General features: G+C 37.1%; 20 protein-coding genes and 1 pseudogene. 9 read left to right on the plus strand and 12 right to left on the minus strand.

From position 1 onward, the window contains the following. Positions 1 to 207 precede the first annotated feature (207 nt). Together pth and CEV08_RS01100 are read right to left on the minus strand one after the other, a co-directional pair. A complete protein-coding gene (gene pth, locus CEV08_RS01095) occupies positions 208 to 789 on the minus strand; it encodes an aminoacyl-tRNA hydrolase (protein ID WP_100129951.1) in 582 nt (193 codons plus the stop codon). Positions 790 to 865: 76 nt separating this feature from the next. Beyond that, positions 866 to 1,495 (minus strand): 50S ribosomal protein L25/general stress protein Ctc, encoded by a 630-nt coding sequence (locus tag CEV08_RS01100; protein WP_100129952.1) that lies wholly within the window; start codon positions 1,493 to 1,495, stop codon positions 866 to 868. A 286-nt stretch (positions 1,496 to 1,781) separates the two neighbouring features. On the opposite strand from CEV08_RS01100, the pseudogene CEV08_RS01105 reads away from it, so the two are divergent. Beyond that, positions 1,782 to 3,280 (plus strand): annotated as a pseudogene (locus CEV08_RS01105) (helicase HerA domain-containing protein). Here the strand turns inward: CEV08_RS01105 and CEV08_RS01110 are convergent. The 4 genes from CEV08_RS01110 to lgt form a co-directional block, all read right to left on the minus strand. Next, positions 3,277 to 4,209, minus strand: coding sequence for a ribose-phosphate pyrophosphokinase (locus CEV08_RS01110; protein ID WP_100129953.1), 933 nt, complete (start codon positions 4,207 to 4,209; stop codon positions 3,277 to 3,279). The pseudogene CEV08_RS01105 and the gene CEV08_RS01110 sit on opposite strands and share 4 nt — an antisense overlap. A gap of 644 nt (positions 4,210 to 4,853) precedes the next feature. Next, on the minus strand, positions 4,854 to 5,636 hold the full coding sequence (gene pgeF, locus CEV08_RS01115) for a peptidoglycan editing factor PgeF (RefSeq protein ID WP_100129954.1): 783 nt from the start codon (positions 5,634 to 5,636) through the stop codon (positions 4,854 to 4,856). Between the two features lie 103 nt (positions 5,637 to 5,739). Then, on the minus strand, positions 5,740 to 6,819 hold the full coding sequence (locus CEV08_RS01120; RefSeq protein ID WP_100129955.1) for a class I SAM-dependent methyltransferase: 1,080 nt from the start codon (positions 6,817 to 6,819) through the stop codon (positions 5,740 to 5,742). Next, positions 6,794 to 7,672, minus strand: coding sequence for a prolipoprotein diacylglyceryl transferase (gene lgt / locus CEV08_RS01125; protein WP_100129956.1), 879 nt, complete (start codon positions 7,670 to 7,672; stop codon positions 6,794 to 6,796). Before lgt ends, CEV08_RS01120 begins: the two co-directional genes overlap by 26 nt. 304 nt (positions 7,673 to 7,976) lie before the next feature. Between lgt and CEV08_RS01130 the strand changes: the two genes are divergently transcribed. Together CEV08_RS01130 and CEV08_RS01135 are read left to right on the plus strand one after the other, a co-directional pair. Then, a complete protein-coding gene (locus tag CEV08_RS01130; RefSeq protein ID WP_100129957.1) occupies positions 7,977 to 8,249 on the plus strand; it encodes an accessory factor UbiK family protein in 273 nt (90 codons plus the stop codon). A 380-nt stretch (positions 8,250 to 8,629) separates the two neighbouring features. Further along, complete coding sequence (locus CEV08_RS01135; protein WP_100129958.1) at positions 8,630 to 9,130, plus strand: YbjN domain-containing protein; 501 nt, start codon at positions 8,630 to 8,632, stop codon at positions 9,128 to 9,130. A 45-nt stretch (positions 9,131 to 9,175) separates the two neighbouring features. On the opposite strand, the gene CEV08_RS01140 is transcribed toward CEV08_RS01135, so the two are convergent. Together CEV08_RS01140 and CEV08_RS01145 are read right to left on the minus strand one after the other, a co-directional pair. Next, positions 9,176 to 10,516 carry an ATP-binding protein gene (locus CEV08_RS01140; protein ID WP_100129959.1) on the minus strand — a complete coding sequence of 447 codons (1,341 nt, stop codon included), beginning with the start codon at positions 10,514 to 10,516 and terminating at the stop codon, positions 9,176 to 9,178. Between the two features lie 8 nt (positions 10,517 to 10,524). Continuing rightward, positions 10,525 to 11,229, minus strand: coding sequence for a response regulator (locus CEV08_RS01145; protein ID WP_100129960.1), 705 nt, complete (start codon positions 11,227 to 11,229; stop codon positions 10,525 to 10,527). Between the two features lie 152 nt (positions 11,230 to 11,381). Between CEV08_RS01145 and CEV08_RS01150 the strand changes: the two genes are divergently transcribed. Then, positions 11,382 to 12,032, plus strand: a complete 651-nt coding sequence (locus CEV08_RS01150) for an MBL fold metallo-hydrolase (protein WP_100130084.1) — start codon at positions 11,382 to 11,384, stop codon at positions 12,030 to 12,032. 60 nt (positions 12,033 to 12,092) lie between these two features. Here CEV08_RS01150 and CEV08_RS01155 read toward each other — a convergent pair whose 3' ends face one another. From CEV08_RS01155 to CEV08_RS01170, 3 genes are all read right to left on the minus strand, one after another. Beyond that, positions 12,093 to 12,815, minus strand: coding sequence for a BA14K family protein (locus CEV08_RS01155; protein WP_100129961.1), 723 nt, complete (start codon positions 12,813 to 12,815; stop codon positions 12,093 to 12,095). A gap of 1,527 nt (positions 12,816 to 14,342) precedes the next feature. Continuing rightward, positions 14,343 to 16,478: an excinuclease ABC subunit UvrB gene (gene uvrB, locus CEV08_RS01165; protein ID WP_100129963.1), complete on the minus strand. Its 2,136-nt coding sequence runs from the start codon at positions 16,476 to 16,478 to the stop codon at positions 14,343 to 14,345. Between the two features lie 291 nt (positions 16,479 to 16,769). Further along, on the minus strand, positions 16,770 to 17,069 hold the full coding sequence (locus tag CEV08_RS01170; RefSeq protein WP_100129964.1) for an SH3 domain-containing protein: 300 nt from the start codon (positions 17,067 to 17,069) through the stop codon (positions 16,770 to 16,772). Positions 17,070 to 17,402: 333 nt separating this feature from the next. Between CEV08_RS01170 and greA the strand changes: the two genes are divergently transcribed. Continuing rightward, on the plus strand, positions 17,403 to 17,876 hold the full coding sequence (gene greA, locus CEV08_RS01175; protein WP_005773808.1) for a transcription elongation factor GreA: 474 nt from the start codon (positions 17,403 to 17,405) through the stop codon (positions 17,874 to 17,876). Between the two features lie 16 nt (positions 17,877 to 17,892). Next, positions 17,893 to 18,951 carry a glycosyltransferase family 4 protein gene (locus CEV08_RS01180; RefSeq protein ID WP_100129965.1) on the plus strand — a complete coding sequence of 353 codons (1,059 nt, stop codon included), beginning with the start codon at positions 17,893 to 17,895 and terminating at the stop codon, positions 18,949 to 18,951. 1,194 nt (positions 18,952 to 20,145) lie between these two features. Here the strand turns inward: CEV08_RS01180 and CEV08_RS01185 are convergent. Further along, positions 20,146 to 21,540: a TrkH family potassium uptake protein gene (locus CEV08_RS01185; RefSeq protein ID WP_100129966.1), complete on the minus strand. Its 1,395-nt coding sequence runs from the start codon at positions 21,538 to 21,540 to the stop codon at positions 20,146 to 20,148. 314 nt (positions 21,541 to 21,854) lie between these two features. Here CEV08_RS01185 and trxB point away from each other — a divergent pair, with 314 nt between their 5' ends. From trxB to CEV08_RS09765, 3 genes are all read left to right on the plus strand, one after another. Next, complete coding sequence (gene trxB / locus CEV08_RS01190) at positions 21,855 to 22,811, plus strand: thioredoxin-disulfide reductase (protein WP_100129967.1); 957 nt, start codon at positions 21,855 to 21,857, stop codon at positions 22,809 to 22,811. A 42-nt stretch (positions 22,812 to 22,853) separates the two neighbouring features. Then, positions 22,854 to 23,759 (plus strand): LysR family transcriptional regulator, encoded by a 906-nt coding sequence (locus tag CEV08_RS01195; RefSeq protein WP_100129968.1) that lies wholly within the window; start codon positions 22,854 to 22,856, stop codon positions 23,757 to 23,759. Positions 23,760 to 24,269: 510 nt separating this feature from the next. Beyond that, the gene (locus CEV08_RS09765) at positions 24,270 to 24,419 is read left to right on the plus strand and encodes a hypothetical protein (RefSeq protein WP_245407011.1); all 150 of its coding nucleotides are present in this window, start codon (positions 24,270 to 24,272) and stop codon (positions 24,417 to 24,419) included. Positions 24,420 to 26,734 lie beyond the last annotated feature (2,315 nt).

The following is a 26,734-nucleotide window of genomic DNA, read 5'->3' on the forward strand; positions in this document are numbered from 1 at the left end:
GCATTTTTCTTTCGTTTTTCGAGAGTTTTTATCCGTATACCTCTCCAATTTGTGCGGTGTCGGCTAATGGTTTTGATTGTTTTATTGTCAATAGATTTGGAATAAATCTATGATATCTAACATTTTTATTCAGTTTATAAATCAATATGTTACATATAAAGATCTATAGAGAAGAGGTGATTTTTTGGCGATGACAGAAATAAGTGATTAGGATAAGTTCTTGTTTTTTATCGTTTGTGAAACTTCATTCATAAAGAGAGATTTGTCCTCTTTTATGAGGAGAGCAATGTTTTTTGCAATTGTCTCTAGGAGAGGGGATAACCATTCTTGATCAGATTTGGTAAAATTTCCTAGAACATGCTGATGAACAAGTTCTTTGCTTCCAGGGTGACCAATTCCTATACGCATACGACAATAGTCAGTGCCACAATGAGCGTCAATAGATTTAATACCATTATGTCCATTATTCCCTCCTCCGATTTTGATACGAACTTTTCCAGGTGACAGGTCTAACTCATCATAAATGATGATCAAATTCTTTAAATCTAATTTATAAAATCGCAAAGCTTCACCAATAGCTTGACCCGAGAGGTTCATGAAAGTTTGCGGTTTTATAAGAAAAACTTTCTCATTATTGATGAAACCATTGGAGATTTCTGCTTGAAACTTCTTCGACCATGGAGAAAAAGAAAAGGACTGATAAATAGCATCAACAGCCATAAAACCAATATTATGGCGGTTATTTTGATAGTGTGAACCAGGATTGCCAAGACCACCAATAAGCCACATGTGTACCTTCAGTCAAGGTGTGAGAGAGGGGAATGTTTCATAAATTAAGGCGGGAAAAATTCCCGCCTGTTGAGTTTTATGAAGTTTGCGTTTCGTTGTCATCCTTTTCTTGTTCAGAAGTTTCATCATTGACATCCAAGCTAGCAGGAGCTGCAATGGTTGCAATGGTAAAGTCCCGATCTTGAATGATGGGTGTCACATCTTTTGGTAGTTGCACAGCTGAAATGTGAATAGAATCACCAATAGAGTAGCTGGAGAGATCAATTTCAATGGCTTCAGGAATAGCATTTGCTGGAGCCGTACATTCAATTTCGTGGCGAACAATATTAAGGACACCACCCTTTTTAAGTCCAGGTGCTGTATCTTCATTGAGAAAGTGAACAGGAATATTCACTTCTACAACTGATTTTGCTGAAATCCGTAAGAAATCGACATGCAAGGGAAAGTCACGCACAGGATCTAATTGATAATCTTTTGGCAAGACCATAATTTTTTGCTTGTCGAGAATAATCGTTGCAATGGTGGTACGAAAGCCACCGGCATGGATTTTGTAGAAAATTTCTTTATAGGGAACTGTTATTGCCAAAGGAGGTTGTTTTTCACCATAAATGACAGCAGGAATAAGACCGTTGCGGCGAAGTTCACGGGAGGACCCCTTACCAACCCGCTCGCGTTTTTCGGCCTTAAGAGTATAGCTTTTGCTCATAATTTTAAGTCCTTTTTATATGATTGGAGATCCTTCAAAAACAATAACAGTTTTTGCATGGATATGAAGATATGCGCTGATAAGCAGCGATTGCTCCATTCTACGTTGCCTCCAAGGGTGTCTACGTAGAAGACAGTTCTATAATTCAAACTATTCACAGATGCAAGAGTTGTGGGAAAAATCGATGATTTCTACCGTTAAAAAAGAGGAAATGTTACAAACTGCGGTGCGGATGGAGAATCAACCAATAGACGCTGATATATTAAAATCAAACACTGGAGATGTTATGAAGGTTGAAATTACCTTGGGTGAGATGTCAGAGAGTCGTGCTTTGCATAAATCGATGCCGGCACTTCTTGATTTGGAAGAATTATTGGCGACACGTCTTCTTGTACAAGGTAATTCCGGTTCCGGAAAATCACATCTTTTACGCCGTCTTTTGGAACAAAGTGCTAAGTGGGTGCAGCACTGTGTGATTGATCCAGAAGGCGATTTTATAACTTTGGCGGATAAATTTGGTCATGTTATTGTAGAGGCTCAACGGAGCGAATTAGAGTTAACGCGTATTGCCCATCGCATTCGGCAACATCGGGTTTCGGTGGTATTTAATCTTGAAGGGTTGGAGATTGAACAACAGATGCGTGCTGTGGGGGCTTTCCTTGGGGCCTTGTTTGATGTGGAGCGTGATTATTGGTATCCTATGCTTATCGTTGTCGATGAAGCACAATTGTTTGCTCCAACTGCGGCAGGAGAAGTTTCCGATGAAGCGCGTAAAATTTCTTTGAGCGCTATGACCAATCTTATGTGTCGAGGACGTAAACGTGGTCTTGCTGGTGTTATTGCAACACAACGTTTGGCTAAGCTTGCCAAAAATGTTGCTGCTGAAGCTTCAAATTTTTTAATAGGGCGGACTTTTTTAGATATTGACATGGTACGTGCGGCTGATCTTTTGGGAATGGAGCGTCGTCAAGCGGAAATGTTTAGAGATCTTGAGCGGGGACATTTTATTGCTTTAGGCCCTGCTTTGTCACGACGCCCCTTACCAATTATCATTGGTTCTGTTGAAACTTTAGCACGCTCTTCTAGCCCTAAATTAATGCCCCTTCCAACAGAACGGGATGATGTAAAAGAACTCGTTTTACGGCATCACCAGAGGAAGTTTTAATGCCATTTAAACAAACACGAGAGCCAGTGAGAGAAAAATCAATGCATGAGATGTTAGAGGAGGTTGTGCATAAAAAACAAGAGGCGTTGGAAGAACCTCTAAGTTTATTTCCTGAACTTTCTGAAGTTGAGCTTAATCGTCAAGCAGAACATGTTATTCGAGAAACTCTTGAGGATCCTGAGGCTTTTTATCGTTCAACAGCGGTGCTTTATCAAGATTTTTCGGTTCGTTGCCGTATCCATGGTATGTCACAGGTTCCTTTTAATCTTTCACAATTTCGGCGTAAGTTGGCGATTGCTCAAGCTTTTGTTGATGAACAAACAGCTGTGAGTGAACACTGGAAACATATTTTGCAGATATCAGAAAGTTTAGAAGATGATGTTCAAGGAGTCTTCTTGAATGTGGCACAGGCCGCATTGAGCGGAAAACCATGCCCATCCGATGCATTTTTAGCCCGTCTTTATGGAACGCATTCTTTAAGCCGTGCCCGCCGGCTTTTAACCTATTTTGAAGAGCGCGGACTCATTGTTATTCATTCGCATTTTAATGGTCAACGCATTGTTGCATTTCCTGATCTTGGTGTCGAAACGGCACCAGGAGATCCCAAAGAACCACTTTAACCAAATAAGCTTGAGACAGATTGTTCTGCTGCTGTTCTGGCTATGGCTTCTCCAATGAGATCAGCAATGGGCAAAACACGAATATTATAGGCTTTCTCAATGGCTTCTGTTGGCATAATTGAATCTGTAATAACCAATTCTTTCATTTCTGAATTGGTAATGCGTTCAATCGCACTACCAGAAAGAACACCGTGCGTGATATAAGCTGTGACACTATTGGCACCGTGTTTCAGCAGAGCACTGGCAGCATTGCACAAAGTTCCACCGGAATCAACAATATCATCCAGCAAAAGACAATCTTTTCCAGAGACATCACCAATAATATTCATAACTTCTGATTCACCGGGACGTTCACGACGTTTATCTACAATAGCAAGCAAACTGTTCAAACGCTTGGCGAGCGAGCGAGCGCGAACCACCCCACCCACATCTGGTGAAACAACAATAACATTTTCAAGAGAATAATGCACTTTGACATCGCGAGAAATGACGGGAACAGCATAGAGATTATCCGTAGGGATATCAAAAAAACCCTGAATTTGTCCGGCATGAAGATCCAACGTTAAAACGCGATGGGCGCCTGCTTCAGTAATCAGATTGGCAACAAGTTTTGCAGAAATGGGAGTCCGTGGTCCAGGTTTTCTATCTTGGCGGGCGTAGCCAAAATAGGGTATTACTGCTGTAATACGACGCGCAGAAGAACGACGAAGAGCATCAATCATGATGAGCAATTCCATCAAATGATCATTGGCGGGATAAGATGTAGATTGCAAGACAAAAACATCTTGTCCCCGTACATTTTCATGCAATTCTACGAAAATTTCTTGATCAGCAAAGCGTTTTACAGTTGCCTTGCCTAAGGGTATGTTCAAATAGTTTGTAACATCTTCAGCTAGGCGTGGATTAGAATTTCCGCAGAAAAGTTTCATAGTAGAACCTCTGAATAATCATGGTAGGAATGCGACACGGGTTTTAATTTCTTTTTATTAAATTGCAAGAAAACAATTACAAAAGCCTTACAATTTTATTGATTATTGTTAAAGAGCTGTGCGGTATGTTTTCTTTTTTTCCAAAATTTTTGTTCCTTTTAGAGTTAATTATTGAAATTGTTAAGAAAAAACAAAAGTTGCGGTTTATTTGTACGGGGTGATCTGTGACAGAGAAAGATTTATTCATGTTATTTGTTGTGATCATTGATGGGTAAGACTGCTTAAAGAGCTTTATTACTAATAGGTATACTCTTTATATTTTTGGTATTTCTAGATGTTTTAAAAAATTGATCTGTCATTGTTTGTAGAAAGAGTGAAGGCAGTGAAGATATTTTTAAATATCCAATTTAGCTTTTTCTTTAATTGCTTGATTTAGAAAACATCTTTAATGCTATTTTATGTTTAAATAATTATTTGTTAAAGGTCATTTAAGCAAACGTTGAAAAGAAGGGCTCATTTTATTTTTCATCGCTATAGTTCTTGTGTTTTGTAAAGCCAATAAGAATTTTTATGAAAAAAGTATAGTAGACAGAATCTTACTTATTTTGTTTGCGGTTTTGATCTTTTTGTGATGCAATAAATATTTATTTCAACATAATAGCGGAAATTTGCCGCCCATAATCAGGTTCGTTGCGCTGTATTGCACGTCGATAAGAAAAAAAATGCTGTTCATTTTGATAGGTACAAAGCTCTACACAAAAAGCATGAACACCGGCTTCTTTGAGTTTATTGATAATAAATGACCATAGATTAAAATGAAAGTGATTGACTTTTTCTGTTTTTGAAAAATATTTTTGAAATTTGCTATCACGCTCAATAAATTGGTTGTAAAATTCACTTGTCACTTCGTAATGGTGTGGGCCAATACAAGGTCCAAGGGCTGCTATTATGGACTGTCTTTTAGCTCCCTGCTTTTCCATAACAGCAATTGTTTTCTCGATAATTCCATTTAGGCTTCCACGCCAGCCAGCATGCGTTGCGGCGATGACCCCAGCTTGTGGATCAGCAAACAGAATGGGTCCACAGTCTGCTGTAAGAACCCCAATAACGAGACCTGGTGTGGTCGTAACAAGAGCATCAGCCTTAGGAGGAGCACCGATAATTGCTTGATGAGCTACGACAACGTTACAGGAGTGTATTTGATTGACCGTGACGAGATTTTTTATCTCAATCGAAAAATAATCAGCAATCAAAAGACAGTTCTGTACAATATGTTCAGGTTGATCATTTGAACTTTTTCCAACATTAAGGCTATAATAAAGGCTTTTTGAAATACCTCCTTGACGTGTAAAAAATCCATGTTTTATCCCATGGCTGTGTAAAGGAGAAAGATTTTTTGCAAGAATAGGGTGTGGGATAGATTTCATAAAAGTTCCTTATGGAGATGATTTGAAGTGAGGTTTGAGATGTTTGTATTTGTCAAATGAACATTTCAGAGAGTGATATACTTGTTAACAAAATTATTGATCATCAAAATTGGGGAGGTATGGATATATTTTTATCACTGAAATGTAAAACTTTAAATAATTTTCCCATTTGATCTTGACCAGAGAGCCGTTTGATATCTTGTTGAATTTTGTCTTGCAAGGAAGCGCTTTTGCCCACTCCAAGTTGTTTTGCACGCTCCAATAGTCCCATTTTAAAAAGAAAATCTCCTTGCTCGAAGACTTCAGCAAAACAGCCTTGTTCAAGAGCGATGTTTTTTAAAAAAGAAAAATTTACATGGGATGTTAAATCATGTTCACCAGGAGCATCAAAAACATCACGAAATCTGTGTTTTGAGAGTGCTTGCAGCGTATCGCCAAAGGCAAGATCATCAGCACCATAGTCGATAAGCAAAGCAGAACCTGTTACTTTTACTAAATGGTGGCTGATTTGTTGCATGAATTGATGTCGCAAGGGGGCATGTTCAAAAATTGTTCCGTTAGGGACTTCAGAACAATAGGTTTGTAGACAAGAAGAGGGAAATTCATGCGGGGCAGCAATAAAGATGAAATCTCCATCTTGATTGATTGTAATGCAACGTTCTTTCCATTCTCCATTGACTCTAATATATTGGTTGATAGGGAGTGTATCGAGGAATTCATTGCCAATGAAGAAGAGAGGTTTTGAAGGAATTTGATTAAAACTTTCAATGCTATGGATTTGTTTTTTATAAGAGCAAAGGCGCTTTTTTTGTTCTTTTGCGAGTTTTTTATTTATTTCGATCAGAAAAATTTCAGCAGCATTAAAGGCTGTTGTAGAAAGTTTTTGGATGGTTCGTAAAATGTCATCCATCAAAGTTCCTCGTCCTGGACCTATCTCAGCAAGAACAAAAGGCTGAGGACAACCTTGAGCTTTCCAGCTCGCGAGAGCCCAAATGCCAATCATCTCGCCAAATAATTGGCTTATTTCAGGGGCTGTAATGAAATCACCAGCACGCCCAAAAGGTGTTTGTATTTGATAATAGCCAAATTGAGGGTCTGTGAGCGCCAATGTCATATATTGGCTGACAGTAATGGGACCATGAGATACAATAATTTCTTTAATTTTTTCTTTGAGGGATGCCATTTTCAGTAGGTTTGTCTTTAAATGCTTGAAGGAGGAGATAAAACCCTAAAAGAAGCATGGGAAGGGATAAAGCCATGCCATAGGTAAAACCTGTGGAATGGAAAAGAGTAGAAAACCATTCGGGATCTTCTTGAGGAGAACGATAAACTTCTGAGATACTGCGTGCGATTGTATAACCTATAATAAATATTCCTGATACAGTCCCACAGCGTTTGAATGCTTTGAAAACAAAAATAAGAACGAATAAGATGATGAAGAGAATAAATCCTTCCGTGAATGCTTCGTAAAGTTGGCTTGGATGGCGCGGTAAATAGTAAGGATCTAGAGGAAAACAAACTGCCCAAGGTTGTGTGGTAACGTTACCCCATAATTCTTGATTGATGAAATTGCAGATTCGTACAATGCCGATACCGATAGGCGCACCGGCAGCAATGATATCAAACATAGCTCGTATGTTGATATTATTTTTACGGGCAAACCAGATCATTGCAATGATAATGCCAATGAGTCCGCCATGAAAGGACATTCCTCCGTCCCATACGGCGATGATGGCACTTGGATGGTTAAAATAGTAAATGGGATCCCATACAAGGATTTGTCCTAAACGCCCACCGACAACAACACTAATCGCAGACCAGACAACAAAATCTCCGATCTTCTCTTTAGTCATAGGAGGGTAGTTTTTATGCCATAGAGATGGTTTTTTTAATAATTTTTGCGCGTACCACCAAGCAAAAAGAATACCCACAACGTAACCAAGCCCATACCAATGAAGTGCTATGGGGCCTAGCTGGATAATGACAGGATCAAGAAAAGACGGAAAAGCAATAGCTGGACAGACAAGATTGTTCATGAATTAAGCACTTTACATTATGTGAGATGGATATGAAGTGACTCTGATAGTCAGAAATGACAGATGAATGCAAAACGGTCAAGTCAGGAAGGGGGCAAGCCAGACAAGGGGAATAGATTTCCACTAGTTTATCGTGGTAAAAAATTATGGTGATAAAAGGAATATAAAAAATTTAAACAAAATCGTCATGAAAAATCGGCACAAGAGGATGAAAAGAGATAAAAGGAACAAATTACAGTATCTAAATGTTATGAGAATACGCTATAATGCGTGCGTCAATAATTAAAATTTAAGGAAAAATGTTATGCGTAATGGATCAAACCGTATTCTTGATGAATTAGCAAAATTAGCAACAGATGCCGCTGATGTCGCGCAAGGTATACGACGTGAGGCTGGAACAGCTTTTCGTATGCAGGCTGAAAAAATAGCTAACAGACTTGATCTTGTTTCACGCGAAGAATTTGAGACCTTTAAGGAGATGGTGCTGAAAGTTCATGCTGATAATGCTGATTTGAAAAGGCGTCTTGATGACTTAGAAAAAGATAATTTAGAAAAAAAGAAGACACGAAAAAAGTAAAATAGTTTCTCTAAAAAAGAATCTTCAAAAAATATCCCCAATTTTTTAATACAATGCGTGAAGCTAAAAAATGCTTAATCTTGAGTCTGTTAGAGTGGAGTGTTTATTTATTTTTAATTTTTTTGGGAGGGTAAAATGCATTTTTTTGAATCAGGGGGGCTGGCACTATGAAATTGTATCAATACACTGAAAAGACTTGATGATTCGTTTTATGATCATCGGTTGTCCTAAAGAGCGCGATTGTGTTCGGGGGGATGTGTAGTATCGATGTTTTTAATGTGTATTTGTTTGGTGTAAAGGTTCTGATTGTAACAAAATATTGTTACGATTTAAGCCGTTTATATTCTGTTGACAATGTTTTAAAATAATTGAGGGTCGTGATGAGGCTTGCATTTTGCGCCACAGAAAGAAAAGAGCATCCTGTTGACTTTATCGAACAGATTGCCTGTGAATATGATTGGTCGTTTGAGCGGGATGCACAAGATGAAATTAGCGTTTGTGTGGAAGGAAAACGGGCGAATTATCATCTTGCTTTTTCATGGATGGAAGAGCATGAAGCACTTCATTTAGCTTGTTCATTTGATCTTTCTATTGAAAATGCGCGAACAGACGAAATACAACGTTTATTGTTAGCGATTAATGAAAAGTTGTTGTTGGGACATTTTGATTATTGGCAAAGGAATAGTTCGGTTATTTATCGGCAAGGTCTTCTTTTAGCCGGTGGCGTGCATCCCTCCCATATCCAGGTTGAAACATTGTTGACACACGCACTTAAAGCCTGTGAAAGCCATTATGTTGCCTTTCAGATGGTGGCTTTATCAGGAGAAAGCGCTTACAAGGCACTGCAATACACTTTGTTTGAAACGATAGGGAATGCTTAAAATATCAAGTCTGTTATTTTTTGCAGGCTTTTTTTGAAAGATTGTTCATAGGGGGATATCAAGAATAGCGCGTAATCCCCCCAGAGGGCTCTTATCTAATTGTATGTTACCCCCATGTCTGCGTGCTATGTCTTGGGCAATAGAAAGACCAAGTCCTGTTCCACTTGCATCTTGATTTCGTGCTTTATCAATTCTGAAAAAAGGTTTAAAAACTTCTGTACGCATGTTTTTATGAATTCCAGGTCCATCATCGTCGATAATTAATATAAAAGATTCTTGTTGAGAGTTGGCTGTTAATTTAACGCTCGTGCCGTAACAAAATGCATTTGAGACAAGATTGCTAACCAAACGTGTGAAAGCACGGGGGCGTACTTGTATTTGTGTCGGGCCTTCAATAGTGTAAGAAAATTGACGTTTGTGAAGATGAGCATCGGCGGAGAATTTTTGCATAAGAGTATTTAAATCAAAGGTCTTGACATTTTCACTTCCTTCGCCACGGGCAAAAGAAAGATAATCTTCTAACATATTTTGCATATCATTGACATCTTGCTCAAGCGGTTTAATATCAAAATCAGTATTTACTAATGCTAGCTGAAGTTTAAACCGTGTAAGAATAGTTCTTAAATCATGACTTACACCTGAGAGCATCATGGTGCGTTGTTCTATTTGCCGCTCAATACGTTTGCGCATGCGTAAAAAAGCAATGCCAGCACGACGAACCTCATCGGCTCCTTGTGGTTGAAATCCTTTTGGTAAAGGACGACCTCGTCCAAAACTTTCAGCCGCTTCGGCGAGTTGTTGAATAGGTTTAATTTGGTTGCGCAAGAAATAAATTGCTATCAGCAATAAAACAAGGGCTGTTCCTACCATCCAGCTTAAAAAAATAGCGGTATTAGAAGCATAAGCTTGGCTGCGTGGAGCAAAAACGCGCAAGATGTTGTGACCAAGATGGATACGGATTTCAACCAGATCAGAATCCCCTACGGTATCAATCCAGAAGGGACGATTGATTTGGCGGGTGATTTCTTCACTGAGAAAATAATCAAGAATTGCAAAAAATGGTTTAGGTCCTGGAGGAGGTAAGGGGGCAGGAGAGAGAATAGAAATGTTTAACCCCATACGTTGTTGTGCAATACGTTTGATATCTTCATAGTTATCTTGCTGCGGATATGTTTCAATAATATCAATAATGGCTGAAATATCATGTACGACAGCCGTTGAAAGACGCTCAGTTACTATTTGCCAATGACGTTCCATAAAGACGTAAGCAATGACCGTTTGCAGAAGGACCATGAGAGCGATAATAATGATCAAAGAGCGGGCATAAAGCCGTTTAGGCATCTTTTTCGTTAACCATCGAAAAAAAAATCTTAAAGCTTTGATCATTCTTATGCCTATTCAATTGAGAGTTTATACCCTATTCCTCGCACGGTTTGAAGCCATATAGGCAGTGCTGGATTTTTTTCTATTTTACGACGAAGGCGGTTAATTTGTACATCAATAGCACGTTCCCCGATCGTATTGTCATCCATTGCAAATTGATGACGTGGGATGATACCCCCTGCATTTTCGGCAAAAATAACCATCATTTTTTGTTCTTTATCGGTTAATTTAATAATTTCTCCTCCCCTTTTGAGTTCGCGTCGTGAAATCGAAAATATATAAGGTCCAAAAACGATTTGCTCAATTTTGGGTTGGCTAAGGGACAAACCTCGTCGTAAAATGGCGTTGATGCGAAGGAGAAGTTCACGAGGATCAAATGGTTTAGCCAGATAATCATCTGCGCCTGCTTCTAGTCCACGGATACGATTGTCTGTTTCTGATAAAGCCGTTAGCATGAGGATAGGAACCTCTTTTGTTTGTCGGAGTGAATGGGTAAGGCTGATACCGTTTTCGCCAGGCATCATGACATCAACGATAAGGAGATCAAAATCTAAACGTGCCAACAGTCGTCTTGCTTCATTGGCATTGGCTGAAACTGAAACACGAAATCCATTTTTAATGAGAAACTGAAATAAAAGATTGCGAATACGTGTATCATCATCAATCACAAGAAGGTGAGGGGCATCGTCACACAAAACTTGAACGTGATTGGTCATTTTTCAAAACCTTTAAATTATTTTTTCAAAAAATTTAACTTTACATAAGTTGCATAGAGCTGTCGAGCAGGCTATCCTATAGAAGAAAGGAAATATTCCTTGTAAGCTTGCAGAAAGTAAGCGTGAAAAGATTTGCTTTTAAAAAGGATTTCATGAGTCATTTTCGTGTACATATTATTCCGGTTACGCCTTTTCAGCAAAATTGTACTCTGCTTTTTGATAAAGAACAAAAAGTAGGGGTTTTAGTGGATCCTGGTGGAGATTGGCTTCGAATTCAAGACGTCATTAAAAAAGAGGGTATTATCGTTGAAGCGATTTGGGTAACCCATGGTCATTTTGATCATGTGGGGGCGGCAATGCAAGCAAAAGAAGCCCTTGGCGTTAAAATTATCGGTTCACATTGCGATGATAAGCCTGTAATGGATGCTGTGGTTGAGAGTGCAAGAAGCTATGGTATCACGGATGCTTCTGTTTGTATTCCTGATCAATGGTTGGAAGATGGTGATAGTGTCCATTTTTCTGAACACGTATTTAGGGTTTTTCATACACCGGGGCATTCTCCTGGTCATGTTATTTATTTTAATGAAAAAGAACGTTTTGCTTTACTGGGGGATGTTCTCTTTCGTGGTTCTATTGGACGTACAGATTTCCCTTTTTGTTCTCGTGCAAAATTGATGAGATCACTTCGAGAAAAGGTTTTACCTTTAGGAGATGACGTTCGTTTTATTTGTGGGCACGGCCCTGGAAGTCATCTAGGCTATGAGCGTCAGAGGAATCCTTTTCTTCAAGAGCTTAATACATGACCCAAAAACGCTTTAAAGCGTTTTTGGGTCACTTAAAGTCTTTTTAGCAAAGCAAAAATATTAGTTCAATGGAGCATGACAAAAGTGATCTTGTCCATCATAGCCTCGAAAAGTACCTGTTTTGGGATTAAATGAACGGTATCTTTTCTGGCAATATTGAAACCAGCCACGAGTCCATGGTTGCTGGAGCGGTTGGTATGAGGCCGTTGACTGGGTTTCATAAACGATTTGGGTTTGAGGAGCTTGTTGATACACCACTTGCGGAACCTCTTGATACACGACCTGCCTTTGTGGCATGGGTTGGTAGATAATTTGTGGCTGCTCTGGTTTTTTGAAAACATTGCCAAGCACTGCTCCAGCTGCAAGACCAAGAATACCTGCTGCTAAAGCATCTCCTGAGTTATTGGGCGTTACATGATGCTGATGTATATGATGATGTGTTGTTTTTTTGTGCTCTACATAACGATATGTTTTCCGTTCAACACGATGATGATGTTGTTCTCGCCTTTTATGGTCAACATGGCGGTGAGGATGAGAATGAGAAGAATGATGTCTTTCAACAGTAGAGCGGCTGCTAGAACTATAAGAAGGGAAATGCGGATTTATTCCTTTCTTCAAATTTTCTATGTGCCTATCTACACTGCTTTTCATATCATTCATTTGCTTCTCAATATAATTTCCACTATGCATCCATTGGCTATTTGCAAGCGCTGTACTTATTGGCGCCAAAATAGTTGCTACTGATACCGCTGATAATACCGCTAATTTACTAGATTCTCTCATAGCGACACTCCTTAACTTAAATTCACATTCTTTTACATCATACATGTGACAAACTGAATATAACCTGAACGACTTTTGATTTTATTTTGACACAACGCATACAGAATGATCTGGTTGACAAAAAATGATAAAATAAACAACAAATAAAAATCACTTTTCATAAAAGAAATACTCTAATTGATGTTAGTTGACTAAAACTACTTTATAAAATCTCATTTTTTATAAGAGTAACAAAACTTTTTGTTGAATAGATAGTTCTTGCATTAATTAATTCCAACTTAAAAAACAAAATATTATTATATGCTATTATAAACCTATCCTATTATAATAAGGAGATATGGTATTTTTTTGACAAGATAAATCTTTTCGGTAGACGTGTAAAAAAATTAATGTGCAATGCGTTTTTCTTTAGAAATTTGCGATTTTTTGCAGCAAAGAGCAAATGGTTATCGTAAAGATTTTTATAATGAGGTTTTCGTATCTATTTTACTGCGATATTATTTATATATTTTCTAAATTTTTTTGTTGTTTTCATGAATAGAGAGCTGGTAGAAAAAGAAATGCTTTGGAGAAAAAATTTAAGAATCCTATTGTTTATTTTTGTGGATTTATTCCTCAAATTTTTAAATATATTAAACGAGTATATTTTTTGGTTTATAAAAATAATACCCTATGGAGGTATAAAAATAAAAAATAGCTTCCATCTTGAGTGTGCTTTTAAAATTTGGCTTTACGGTTTTCAAAAGCATTTACGTGCAATTTTTTTAATGAAATATTATATATTGCTTTAAGCTATTGTTCTATAGTTTTTTCAAGGATATGTTTTTATGTAAAATAAATTGTGAATTCGCGCACTGATTAAAAAATATTCTTTGTTTTTCCCAAACTTATTTCGGGATATTACTTGTGAATAGTATGCAGCATCATCTTTACACTTAATAAAGAGACAATGGTGATGACATCATTATATTTTATGAGCTCTTCATTTTGCTATCAATCTTGGCATTGAGATAGTTTAGAAGGGATGAAAACTTTTTTAATGAGTTTTATCTCAATGCACGTTATTTTTATCAGGTGTCGGGCGTTTTTTTATTTTATTATAAACAGATTTGAAATGAGAAAATCTTACAGTGCTTTTGGTTCTTATACACGATGAAAAACCGTATTAATTTGTTATTTTTGATTGAGAGTTTAGAAGTGTGGTTAGAAAAGCTTATAGCTTTTCAGTATAATATATTAAAAAAATTATCTAAAAAGATTCATATTTGAAGTTTTTTAAAGTATTCTTTTTTCATTATATGAGACATTTTTATTGAGGGGTATCGTATATTTTTGTTTATGCGTATTTCGTATGGGTTTTCAGAAATTCAAAGGTTTATTTGAGAGCCTTTGGGGTTTTTAGATTATTTGTTGGGCAAAATTTTTCTTTTTTTATTTGTTAAAATATTGCTATCTATGGATGAACCTTCGTGATCAAGATTTTGTTACGTAAGAGTTAATGGGATTATGGGCAGAGTGTTTCCTATGCTATTTTAAGGGGGCATCTACGATTGCGAGTTCTATTTTCTGGAGTTGTTTTATTTCATCACGAAGTCGTGCTGCTTCTTCAAAATTAAGATCTTCAGCTGCTTTACGCATTGATTTTTCCAGAGATTGAATATGGTTTGCTAAATTGTTCCGATCCATATTATTTTGTATGATAAAATTGGGAATATTTGTAAGAGTTTGATGATTTTCGCTTCCTGCATTGAGAATATCGTCGATATTTTTTTTGATACTGGTTGGTGTAATATTGTGCTCTTTATTGTAGGTTATTTGTTTTTGTCGACGTCTTTGTGTTTCTTGTAAAGCACGTTCTATAGAGCCTGTAATTATATCCGCATAAAGAATAACGCGACCATCTACATTGCGTGCGGCACGACCGATGGTTTGTACGAGCGAGGTTTCTGAGCGCAAAAACCCTTCTTTATCGGCATCTAGTATGGCAACAAAACCGCATTCTGGAATATCCAAACCTTCTCGAAGGAGGTTGATCCCAATGAGAACATCAAAGGTACCAAGCCGCAGATCACGAAGAATTTCAATACGTTCTAATGTATCAATATCGGAATGCATATAGCGTACGCGAATACCTTGTTCGTGGAGATATTCCGTTAAATCTTCGGCCATACGCTTGGTAAGGACTGTGACCAATGTACGGTAGCCTTTTTGAATTGTTTTACGAATTTCATTGACAACATCATCGACTTGAGTGCGTGCTGGACGAATTTCTGTTTCTGGATCAACAAGCCCTGTTGGGCGAATAATTTGTTCAGCAAAAATACCATGGGATTGTTCTATTTCCCAGCGTCCAGGTGTTGCGGAGACAGCAATTGTTTGTGGGCGCATAGCATCCCATTCTTCAAAGCGCAAAGGACGATTATCCATACAGGAAGGGAGGCGAAAACCATATTCTGCTAGAGTGGCTTTTCTGCGAAAGTCACCGCGATACATGCCACCAATTTGGGGAATCGTTACATGGCTTTCATCGATAAAAACAAGAGCATTGAGGGGAATATATTCGAATAAGGTTGGCGGTGGTTCACCAGGATTTCGTCCTGTTAAATAACGTGAATAATTTTCAATTCCCGGACATGAACCCGTTGTTTCTAACATTTCTAAATCAAATATTGTACGCTGTTCTAAGCGTTGTGCTTCTAAAAGACGTCCAGCAGCATTCAATTCATCAAGACGTTGAACGAGCTCTTTTTTGATGGCTTTCATTGCTTGATTTAATGTTGGTCGTGGTATTACATAGTGTGAATTGGCGTAAATCTTAATAGATTGAAGATCTCCTGTTTTTTGTCCCGTTAGAGGATCAAATTCGGTAATTTTTTCTACTTCATCGCCAAAGAGCGAGATACGCCAAGCACGATCTTCAAGGTGAACAGGAAAAATTTCAATGGTATCTCCTCGCACACGAAAGGAACCACGAGTGAAGTTTATATCTTGTCGATAATACTGTTGAGAGACTAAATCAGCCAAGAGTTTTCGTTGATTGAGTTTTTCCCCTTTTTCTATTTGGAAGGTCATGGCCGTATAGGTTTCTACGGAACCAATTCCGTAGATACAGGAGACAGATGCGACGATGATAACGTCATCACGCTCTAAGACGGCACGTGTTGCAGCATGGCGCATCCGATCGATTTGTTCATTAATAGAAGATTCTTTTTCAATGTAAGTGTCAGAGCGTGCAACATAGGCTTCTGGTTGATAATAATCGTAATAAGAAACAAAATATTCAACAGCATTGTGCGGAAAAAAGTTTTTAAATTCCCCATAAAGCTGGGCTGCTAAAGTTTTATTGGGGGCTAAAATGAGAGCTGGACGTTGTGTTTTTTCAATGACTTTCGCCATCGTATAGGTTTTTCCTGAGCCAGTAACTCCTAAAAGCACTTGTGTGCGTTCATTTTTTTCAATTCCCTCCACCAGAGTTTTAATGGCTTGAGGCTGATCTCCCGCCGGTTTAAAGGGTGTTTCGAGCTGAAATGGAATACCACCTTCAGATTTTTCAGGAGGAATAGGGCGGTGAGGTGTCCATAATGCACCATTCTTAAAAAGAGGATTACCTGAAGCAATGAGAGCAGAAAGAGCTTCTACGGTTGCAGTAACACCATTTTTCATTGTTATATCCTTTGCTAGAAAAGTGCTCATAATTTTAAAGGGAATACGAATTTTTACAACTTCATTACGATAACAGCAAAACGTTATTGAACAGGTTCTTTTTTAGCTTACTGGAGTTTTCATGAAAATATTGATCAAGTTTTTTCTATGAGACGAATTCTCCGAAATGTTTCTTTGGAGGAGGCATATTTATAGTTATTCGTGGATACTATTACATTCTTGCCATGATGATATTCAAGGGGGGTATAATGGCTGTTATGAGTTATATGTGGTATGTTTTGGAACTAAAGACTATGATTTTGGAACTAAAGACATTGTATATGTATGATAAAGATCACTTCCATCTTTAAATGAAAGATAACGAGATGACACCCAACCTATTTGAGCGTTATATCGGATATGGCACCAATTTCCTTCACAATTTTTAACAAAAACCAATTCTCCAGCAGAGATTAAGCCACAAACTGCATACTGAGTACTGGGCCCTGTTCTAAAATTAAGATCTGTTGTCACAAAGGCATCTGCCGCCCTAGATAGTGTTGTGGCTAAAAAGAAAAGGCACAACATAAAAAAAATGACGAAAATTTTCATTTTTCTGCAAAGAAATTCTTTAGAAATTATCCTTCTCTCTTCGTATCTCATATGATTTTTTTGCTAGACTATGATAAAATAAACAAAATTACAATTCTTTCTTCTTTATGCGACTTTAAGGAGGAGAGTGAAGTTTAACGTTTTAAACACCAAAATGAGATGTTTTAAACACTATTAGTGCATGTTTTGTTTCCTTTATTTATTTTTAGATGGAAAAGAAGGGCACTGTACTATATAATAGGAAAGATCGTAGTTTTCGGATTCCAAAAGTAATTTTGGAAGCCGTTTTTTGTATTTTTATTAAACCTTCCGTGTAATAGAAAGGGACGGATTATGGAAAAAGTTCCGATGACTACAGCGGGTTTTGAAAGTCTTAAAGAAGAGTTGCGTTGGCGTCAACAACAGGAACGTCCACGAATTATTGAGGCAATTTCTGAGGCGCGTGCACATGGTGATTTGTCGGAAAACGCCGAGTATCACGCTGCTAAAGAAGCACAAAGTCATAATGAGGGGCGTATAAATGAGCTTGAAGATTATATCGCACGGGCAGAAGTTATAGATGTCTCTCGTCTTTCAGGCGACAAAATCAAGTTTGGAGCAACCATTAAACTCTTGGATGAGGATACTGAAGAAAAAAAGGTGTATCAGATTGTAGGGGATCAAGAAGCTGATGTGAAAATTGGTAAAATCTCTATTTCTTCACCGATTGCTCGTGCACTCATTGGCAAGCAAGAGGGGGATGTGATTGAAGTGAATGCGCCTGGTGGTGCGCATAATTACGAAATCATTAAGGTTCAGTACATCTAAATATCTAAAGTGTTATATGCGAGTGTCTTTGAAAAAAACTGAGATTATTGCGCCTCACTTTAAAAGGCGTTTATCGGGAGTGACATCTACGATTGTTCAGCTTATTCCATTGATGCGCGAACAGGGGGTGCATATATCTACTCTGGGGGTTGGATTACCCAAAACATTGCCGGCTCTTGCTTTTAGGGACCTTTTCGGACTTTGGAAAAGTCCGAAAGGGAAGCCGTTTCGTATTTGGCATGCAAGGCGCAATATCGAGATGCTTTGTGGGGTCTTTTTGCGCGATATCTTGAAAATGAAGCTGAAACTTATCTTTACATCGGCTTCACAACGCCATCATAAGCCTTTTACTAAATGGTTGATTCGCCGTATGGATAGGGTTATTGCTACCAGTACACATACGGGCGCTTATCTAGAAGTTCCTCATAAAGTTATTATGCATGGGGTGGATGTACGGCGTTTTACGCCACCACAGACTCTTGATGATTACTTTTCTTCGACAGGATTTCCAGGGAAATATGCCGTTGGGTGTTTTGGGCGTGTGTGCAGCTCAAAGGGAACAGATTTATTCGTTGATTCTATGATAGCATTATTGCCCCACTATCCTGAGTGGACAGCACTTATTGCAGGTCGTACGACAAAACAACATTATCATTTTGAAAAAGAATTACGACAAAAAATTGCTAAGGCTGGTCTAGATGATCGCATTATTTTTCTTGGTGAGATTCTGGACACCCCTTTGTGGTATCGTCGCCTGTCGCTTTATGTAACACCTTCGCGTTTGGAAGGTTTTGGTTTGACACCCTTGGAGGCAATGGCATCGCAGGTTGCAGTTGTAACAAGTGATGTAGGAATTTTTAAAGAGTTGGTGGTGGAGGGAACGGGAACAGTTGTAAAAGTAGGAGATGGTTTGGCTTTAACAGCAGCCATTGAACCTTATTTTGCTGATGTAGAAAAAACATTGGAAGCCGGAAAGAAAGCTTTAATCCACGTGCATACGCATTTTCCTTTGGAAAAAGAGGCAAGCGAGATTGAAAGTGTTTACAAAGAACTGTTTGCGGAAAAAGCACTTTAAATATTATATCAAAAATCTTCTTGAGGAATGATAAAAAGTGCTTCCTTTAAAGCTTATTTCGTAATCATCAAGAAAATAATWCGATGATATAAATGTTATTTTACAAAATTGTTTTTTCTTTCATAGAATGCTATCAGCAATCCTCAAAATTTTGGATAAAAATTTAAAAATGTATACGCTTGAGAGCGATATGTGGCTTATGATAAAGCATACGAGGAAAGAGAAAAGCTATTTTTATTCTAGTGAAATAAGAAAATAGTGCTTTAACTCAAGTCTAGAGATTTATGCACTATCTTAACGGTATTGTGTTGATATTGTTACGTTTTATAAGATTTAAATAGATAGCAAAAAATGTTTTCTTATCTTAAAAAAGAAAATGATGGTATTATCCATAGATGAAATAGTCATCCATATTTTCAATCAATTCATAATAAGATGGAAACAAGGTCAATGTATTGATTTATATAGATAATTTATCTTTTAAATTTGAATAAGAGCTTTGAATATCGTAAGATTTTCTCATGTCAAATCTGTTGATATTAAATTCAATGAAAGCTATCCTCTTGCACATCACAATTGGAAGGAGGTATGTGCTGGATAAAAACGATTTAAGACAAGAATTAAAGGGGCTTCTTATAAATTATCTGCAATACAGGCTGTTACAACATAACAGAAAAAATAGTAGGGTAGTGCTAATTTATATCTTATTTTGTGGTATCAACGCCAGCTTATTCTTGAAATCAAAGTGATAATGTCCATTTTAGAACGTTCATAAGAACTGTCGTGAAATGGGAGAGATGAGTATTATGAGATTTTTTTTAACAAGTCTGTGAGTTTATAATAAATAGTATTTTGTTGTTTATAAAGACATAATTTATTAGAAAAAAATGTGTTTATCAGCAAATATTCACGTTTTTTGCATGGGAGATTATTCATGAAAAAGGATGTTCTATCGATCCATTTTTATTTGATAAAGAATCCCAACACTGTAATGTAAAGTGTTATATGTTATGGCTTTGAAAGCTATTAACACTTGATTGTTTTTTCCGAAATATCCTTATGTCAATCATTTATAAGATGATTTATTTGAAATTAAAAAAACTTCAGTTGACTGATTGAAGATTGTTCCGCATATTGTGCACATCTTTTTATCTTGTCAATTTTTTATCATGGTAGAATAAAAAGCTCTCTACATTAAAATTGTTCACGCCAGAAAGCGGGAATAAAAAGGACGGATATTGTTATGATTTCAAGGCGTCCAGCTAACATGAGAAAACTTAAAATCCATAAAGCATTATCGTTTATTGTAGAGAAATTACCAACGGGACCAATAATGTCTCCAAAGCCTGGGCCAACATTTGAAAGTGCTGTTAAAACTCCCGTAAAGGCAGAGGTAAAGTCAAGACCGGTTGTAAGTAAAAGTGCAGTGCCAATAACAAGGCAGAACACATAAAGACAGATAAAAAACAAAACGGCTTGAGCAACATCGTTTGATATATTTGAGTGATCGTAGCGCGCTTTTACAATGACATTAGGAGAAAGAAGTTTTTCTATATTTGTTTGTGTAATACGCCAAAGAATAATGAGGCGATTGATTTTCATACCACCAGAAGTAGAACCAGCACATCCGCCCGTAAAAGAAACAATGAAGAAAATTCCAAGCGCAAACGGTCCCCAAAGTTGATAATCTTCAGCGCTATAACCTGTGGTGCTAATAATGGATGAAAGATGAAAAATGGCATCAAGAAAAATCAAATGGAAAGCGCGATGATCATGAAACCGTAGCCATGCTGCTAGAGCAAAGCTGAAAAGGAGAACGATATGGAGAAAAACAATCACTTGTGGATCAAGGAAGCGTTTGGAGTGTCCAGGAAGGAGTAATTTAACATAAAGTACGAAGGGTAAAGCAGAAAGCAGCATGAAGATTGTTGAAATAATTAAGATGGCTGGTGTATCAGAAAAATAGCCAAAAGAAGCATCATGCGTTGAAAAACCAGCTGTTGCTACTGTACTCATTGCATGGTTAATGGCATCAAATAAATTCATGCCAGCAGCAAAATAAGAAAGCATACAAGCCAACGTGAGTCCAACATAAGCAATGATAATTCCGTTAGCAATTTGGTTGATGCGAGGCAATATTTTTTCAGATTTATCAGATGATTCCATATGAAAAAGCCGCACACCACCTACACGCAGTGAAGGCAAAAGCAAGAGGGCTAAACCGATAAAACCAATGCCTCCAATCCAGCATATAATAGAGCGCCATAATAAAATACTGCGCGATAAATGATCAAGCCCAGAAAGGACAGTGGAACCTGTTGTTGTAATTCCAGAAACAGATTCAAAAATGGCTCCTGCTAGAGAAATGGGAAGAGGGGAAAGATAAAGAGGTAAGGCACCTACGATACTTCCTGTAAGCCAAAGACAAACAGTGAGCATAAAGCCAAGCCGTGCTGAAAAGCGACAAGTAGCGCCCTTTGTTGCTAAAAGAATCAGTGTTGCTAACATAGTAGTTATGGCACAAGAATAGAGAAAGTTTATCCAATTACGGTTATTGTCGTGCAAACCCACAAAAATTGGCAAAAGCATTGCTCCTCCCATAATTAACGCAAAACGTGCACAAACATTAATAATAAACTGAAAAATGACCGTTTCCTATCTTTGATCTTTTTTTATTGTGGTTTTGTGCTCATAAGAATTTACGTTTTTCTCTTTATAGGATAAAGATTAATTTTTAACATGAACATGCTTTGATGAATTGGCAATCAGACCTTTTCATAAAACTTAAAAAGAAGTACATACGTATAACATAATTGGAGCTCTTGAAAAAGATTTTTTAAAAGGCTTCATTCCTTTGTCATTTATAAAATAATAATTAAGTTGTAAAAAGTGAAGGGGATTTAATGGTAAAATTGCATATTCGTCTGCTGATTATTGGCTCAGGTCCGGCTGGTTATACAGCGGCGATCTACGCAGCAAGAGCAATGATCCAGCCGGTTTTAGTGACAGGCTTGCAGCAGGGTGGACAATTAACAATTACAACGGATGTTGAAAATTATCCAGGTTTTGCTTCTCCCATTCAAGGACCATGGTTGATGGAACAAATGGCAAAACAAGCTGAGAATATGGGGACAAAAATTGTCTATGATACGATTACAAAGGCAGATTTATTGCAGTATCCTTTTGTTTTATATGGGGATTCAGGAACACAATATTCTTGTGATGCACTGATTATTGCAACAGGGGCTAAAGCGCGCTGGCTTGGTTTAGAAAGTGAACAGACCTTTATGGGCGGTGGTGTTTCTGCTTGTGCTACATGTGATGGCTTTTTTTATCGGGATAAGGATGTGATTGTGGTAGGAGGAGGAAATACGGCCGTTGAAGAAGCTCTTTATTTATCGCATATAGCAAAAAGTGTAAGCGTGGTTCATCGGCGAGAACAGTTTCGGGCAGAGAAAATTTTACAAGATAGGTTGTTTGCGTGTAATAATGTACGTGTTCTTTGGGATCATGTGGTTGAAGAAATTGTGGGGCTTCCAGCTCAGGGGGCAAAAGGAGCTGTTGTAACAGGGGCACGTTTGAAAAATGTTAAAACAGGTTACGAGATGAAAGTGGAGGCAGAGGGAATATTTATTGCCATTGGGCATGATCCTGCTGTTTCTCTATTTGAAGGACAACTGAAACAAAAACAAAGCGGTTATTTATGGACAGCACCGGATTCAACAGCAACAAGCATTGCTGGTGTTTTTGCTGCAGGAGATGTAACGGATGAAACATTCCGCCAAGCTGTAACTGCTGCAGGAAGGGGATGTATGGCAGCATTGGAAGCAGAACGGTTTTTAGATTTATCTAAGCGTTAATAATTCATTGAGAACAGAGAGAATCTAGAGGTAGAATTAATTGTGGCGCCATCGTTGGATTGGGATAAGTTAAGGGTTTTTCACGCTGCAGCAGAAGCGGGATCTTTTACGCATGCTGCTCAAAAGCTCCATTTATCCCAATCAGCAGTTTCACGACAGGTTTCAGCTTTAGAACAAGAAGTTGGGGTATTGTTATTCCAGCGTCATGCGCGTGGTTTGATTCTTACAAAACAGGGAGAAACTCTTTATCGTACAGCTCATGATGTTTTGATGAAGCTTGAAAATGTACGTTTGCAATTGAGTGAAAGCTATGCAAAACCAACGGGGCATTTGCGTGTGACCTCGACCTTTGGAATGGGGGCAGGGTGGATTGCAGAGCGTATGCCTGAATTTCTTAGTCTTTATCCAGATATGCAGGTTCAGCTTTTGCTTTCCGATGAAGAACTTGATTTAACAATGTGTCATGCAGATTGTGCTGTTCGCCTCCATCAACCTCAACAACCCGATCTTATACAAAGAAAATTATTTACCATTCATATGCATGTTTATGCTTCGGAAAAATATATTGCAAATTATGGAAAACCTGAAAAATTATCTGAGCTCGATGAGCATCGTATTATTTCGTTTGGTGAACCTGTTCCGCCTTATTTGTCTGGTTTGAATTGGTTGGAAAAAGCTGGTAGAAGTGATGGATCATTGCGCGTTTCAGTTCTACAAATAAACAATATTATTTCAATAAAGAATGCGCTTATGCGTGATCTTGGGATTGCTGTTCTGCCTGATTATATTGTCCATAATAATGAACATTTGGTACGTCTTTTTCCGGATATGGTTGATATCCCTTCTTTTGATACTTTTTTTTGTTATCCTTATAATTTAAAGAATTTGGCAAGGTTGAATGCTTTTCGAGATTATATTTTCTTAAAAGCGCGTCAGTGGTCTTTTTAATATTCAAGCCTTCATTTTATGCGGAAGAATTGATTATTTTGTATCTTGACACTCTCGTAATATTCTTTCGTTTTAAATTTTCCCATATTGAATCAGTTAAAATCATTCATTGCATGACGTTGTAAGTATACAACTTATTAATTTATAATAATATATCATTATTCAACTTGAATGAGAAGCTTCCCTCATTCTGAGCCTGTTTATATTGAAGCAACCAAAATTACTTGCTTGCACGTCACAAGTGGGGAAACATATGGATAAAAATTGTACAAGAAAGGTATGCCTCTTTTGAACCGCCTCAAGTGCCAAGGGTTGTCGAAGCATTTTAGAGCGGGAAGAGCTGTGTGATGTGCTGGCTTACTCTTTTATTAAGTATAAAGATGGAGGGAAAAATGGTTTTATCGTTATAATATTCATAAGGAACCATTGCGAGATGGGGGGTGCCTTGAGAGAGATATCTCTTTTTAAAACGAGCGCGTGAGTATGCAACTGGGCGGCAATCTGTTCTACGTGAAAGGTGAAGGTTGTGACTCTATTGAAGAACGCGATAAACAAAAGCGTAAGGTAATAAGCGATCTCTATTATTTAAAGGATATTTTTCTAAAGACTTTTGCAAGTTTAAAAGCTGAACTAAAAGGTGATGATAAAGATGGAAGTTGATCTTTTACCTTTAAAACTTCATATTTTGCCTAAATTAGGCGGCCTCCCCTTTTCAGAAATTACACAGAACAGAAATACATTCACTTCCATCTAGCCTATAAAAGCTAATACAGCTTGTAAGGCTCTGAACTATCTTAATATTTGTCTCACATATGCTGTGGCGTTAGATTGGGATGTTGTTTGACGAGCAGTAAAACAAGCACGAATTTTCTTAGGGATAAAACATTATAAAACAAAAATATGTCGGCAATGGATTGGAGAGATATTTCGATTTTTTACAAAATAATTTTTCACATAACAGCCCTAACACAACAGACTTTGCATTTGCTTATTCTTACAGGGGGTATTCTTTTCCCTTATGTCACACGCGTAAAAATTAGGTTGAGGGTGATATCCTGACCGTCCTTGGTTTGAAAATATGCAAGGTCATCTGATACTATAAACAGAATTTTGCGTGTCTTTATCACTAGAGGTATTAGAAATTTTGAAACAAGCGCGTTTGCTGTTTCACAATGATTTTTTGTGAGAGATCATGGCTATTTTGCTAATAGTTGTATGTCAAAGTGTATAAAAAAATAAACTTGACGCTTGTACGCATGGGGCTCACTCTAGTTTATGGGACTGCCTCGCTGAAACAACCGATGATCCTTATGAGATTACCAAAATCATTTTACACATGATGAAAGCCATTTGTGTGGATAAGCATTTTTGCAGAAAGGGATAAAATGTCTTTTATGAATGCTCTCAAATGTGAAGGTTATTATAACATTGAAAATTGGACAATCGTATGAGACTGATTTCTTTCTATTTAATTAAAAAGAGAGGTCCAAGATTGAGGGGAAATTAAAGCTATGTGTTTATTGCATAGCAGATACGCTTAAGTCTTCATTGTGCTTCTGCTTATAAAATGACATAAAATGCTATCTCTTGATTATGTTGCCTCCCATTGCATTTTCTTGAGTGTTCCCTTACGAAGGTCTTTCAGATTGATTTTATCTCTGAGGATTTTCCAGATTTGCCGGACATTTGTCCGGCTTTTTTTATTCCTAAAAGAATGCCTAGAAATTTTTCCAAGTATAATAAAGTTCAACGAGGAATTTGAGAGATCTTTATTCTATTATACCATAAAAGCACTGCCTTTAGGGACGAGATGTAAAGCATATAAAATTTTAATAGATTGAAGTATTTTTTATGAGAGTATGAGGTGAATATTGAGGTCTTTCTTAGTGTTATAAATTGGATAGAAAAGGCGAATTTTATCAATTCGGGTGCTTTTTTAGGAAATATTTTTCAGTGTGCTTAAGCTTTCTGATATCTGTGAATAGTATCACGTAAAAGTTTTGAAAAAATGATATAAGATTTGCTGTACAATTATTTTTACATTCATGAAAAAGCAGGTTAAGCATTATCATTTTTTATCAGCTTTCAATAATTGCGTAGTCTTTGCATTTGAGAGAGGGAGGTATTTTTCTCCTTTTTTTGAGTGTTTTATCAAGACATCAACTCTGCTTGTGATATGTAAGAAAATGCTATTGAGGGGCTTCAGATAGGCAGATTTAAAATAAGAGAATCTTATAAGGGGATAATTCAATTTAAGAATCAATGAATTATTATAAATCAATATTCTTCTATATATCATTTATTATAACTTAACGTGACGATACAACAGAATATGATTTGTATTTCACTTAGAAAAAATAAAGAGATACAAAATTAAAATCAGTTCATTTCTATAGGAGGGTAAAAGACCTCTATAGATTTTCAAATTTTTGGGGGGAAATATTATACAATGTACACTTTGCGTGAGAGGCTTTGGTTTATAATCTCTTATAGGAGACATACATTCAAAAACGATAAAAACAGCTAAATTTTTTAAAGTATAAAGATATCTCTTTTCTAGAAATCTCTCTGATATGAAAAAACATTGATTATAATTTACCTAAAATTCGCGAGAAGAATGCTCTTGACTATAAATTAAGACAAAATAAGACATAAACATTTTATGTGAAACGCCGTTTTTTATCCTATATTTACAACAATAAATACATTGCCCTTTCTTAAGTAAAGAGAGGACTAATAAAGCAATTTCTTAATTTAAATTTTTCTATTAACCTTTAAATTTATATTTCCAATAGAGAAAAAAAGTTTTCATCTCTCATAACGATAGACTGATTCATCTATTTGATGCTGGTTTTTTTGATCTTTATAGGAAGCCTCTATTTTTTTGTTATGTTTATTTATGAATATTTTTACTGAATTGATAGGCTTTGTCCTCACATCTTTTGATATTTTGTCAGATAAATTGACATTTTGCA

This window comes from Bartonella tribocorum (assembly GCF_002778015.1).
Lineage (GTDB): Bacteria > Pseudomonadota > Alphaproteobacteria > Rhizobiales > Rhizobiaceae > Bartonella > Bartonella tribocorum_B.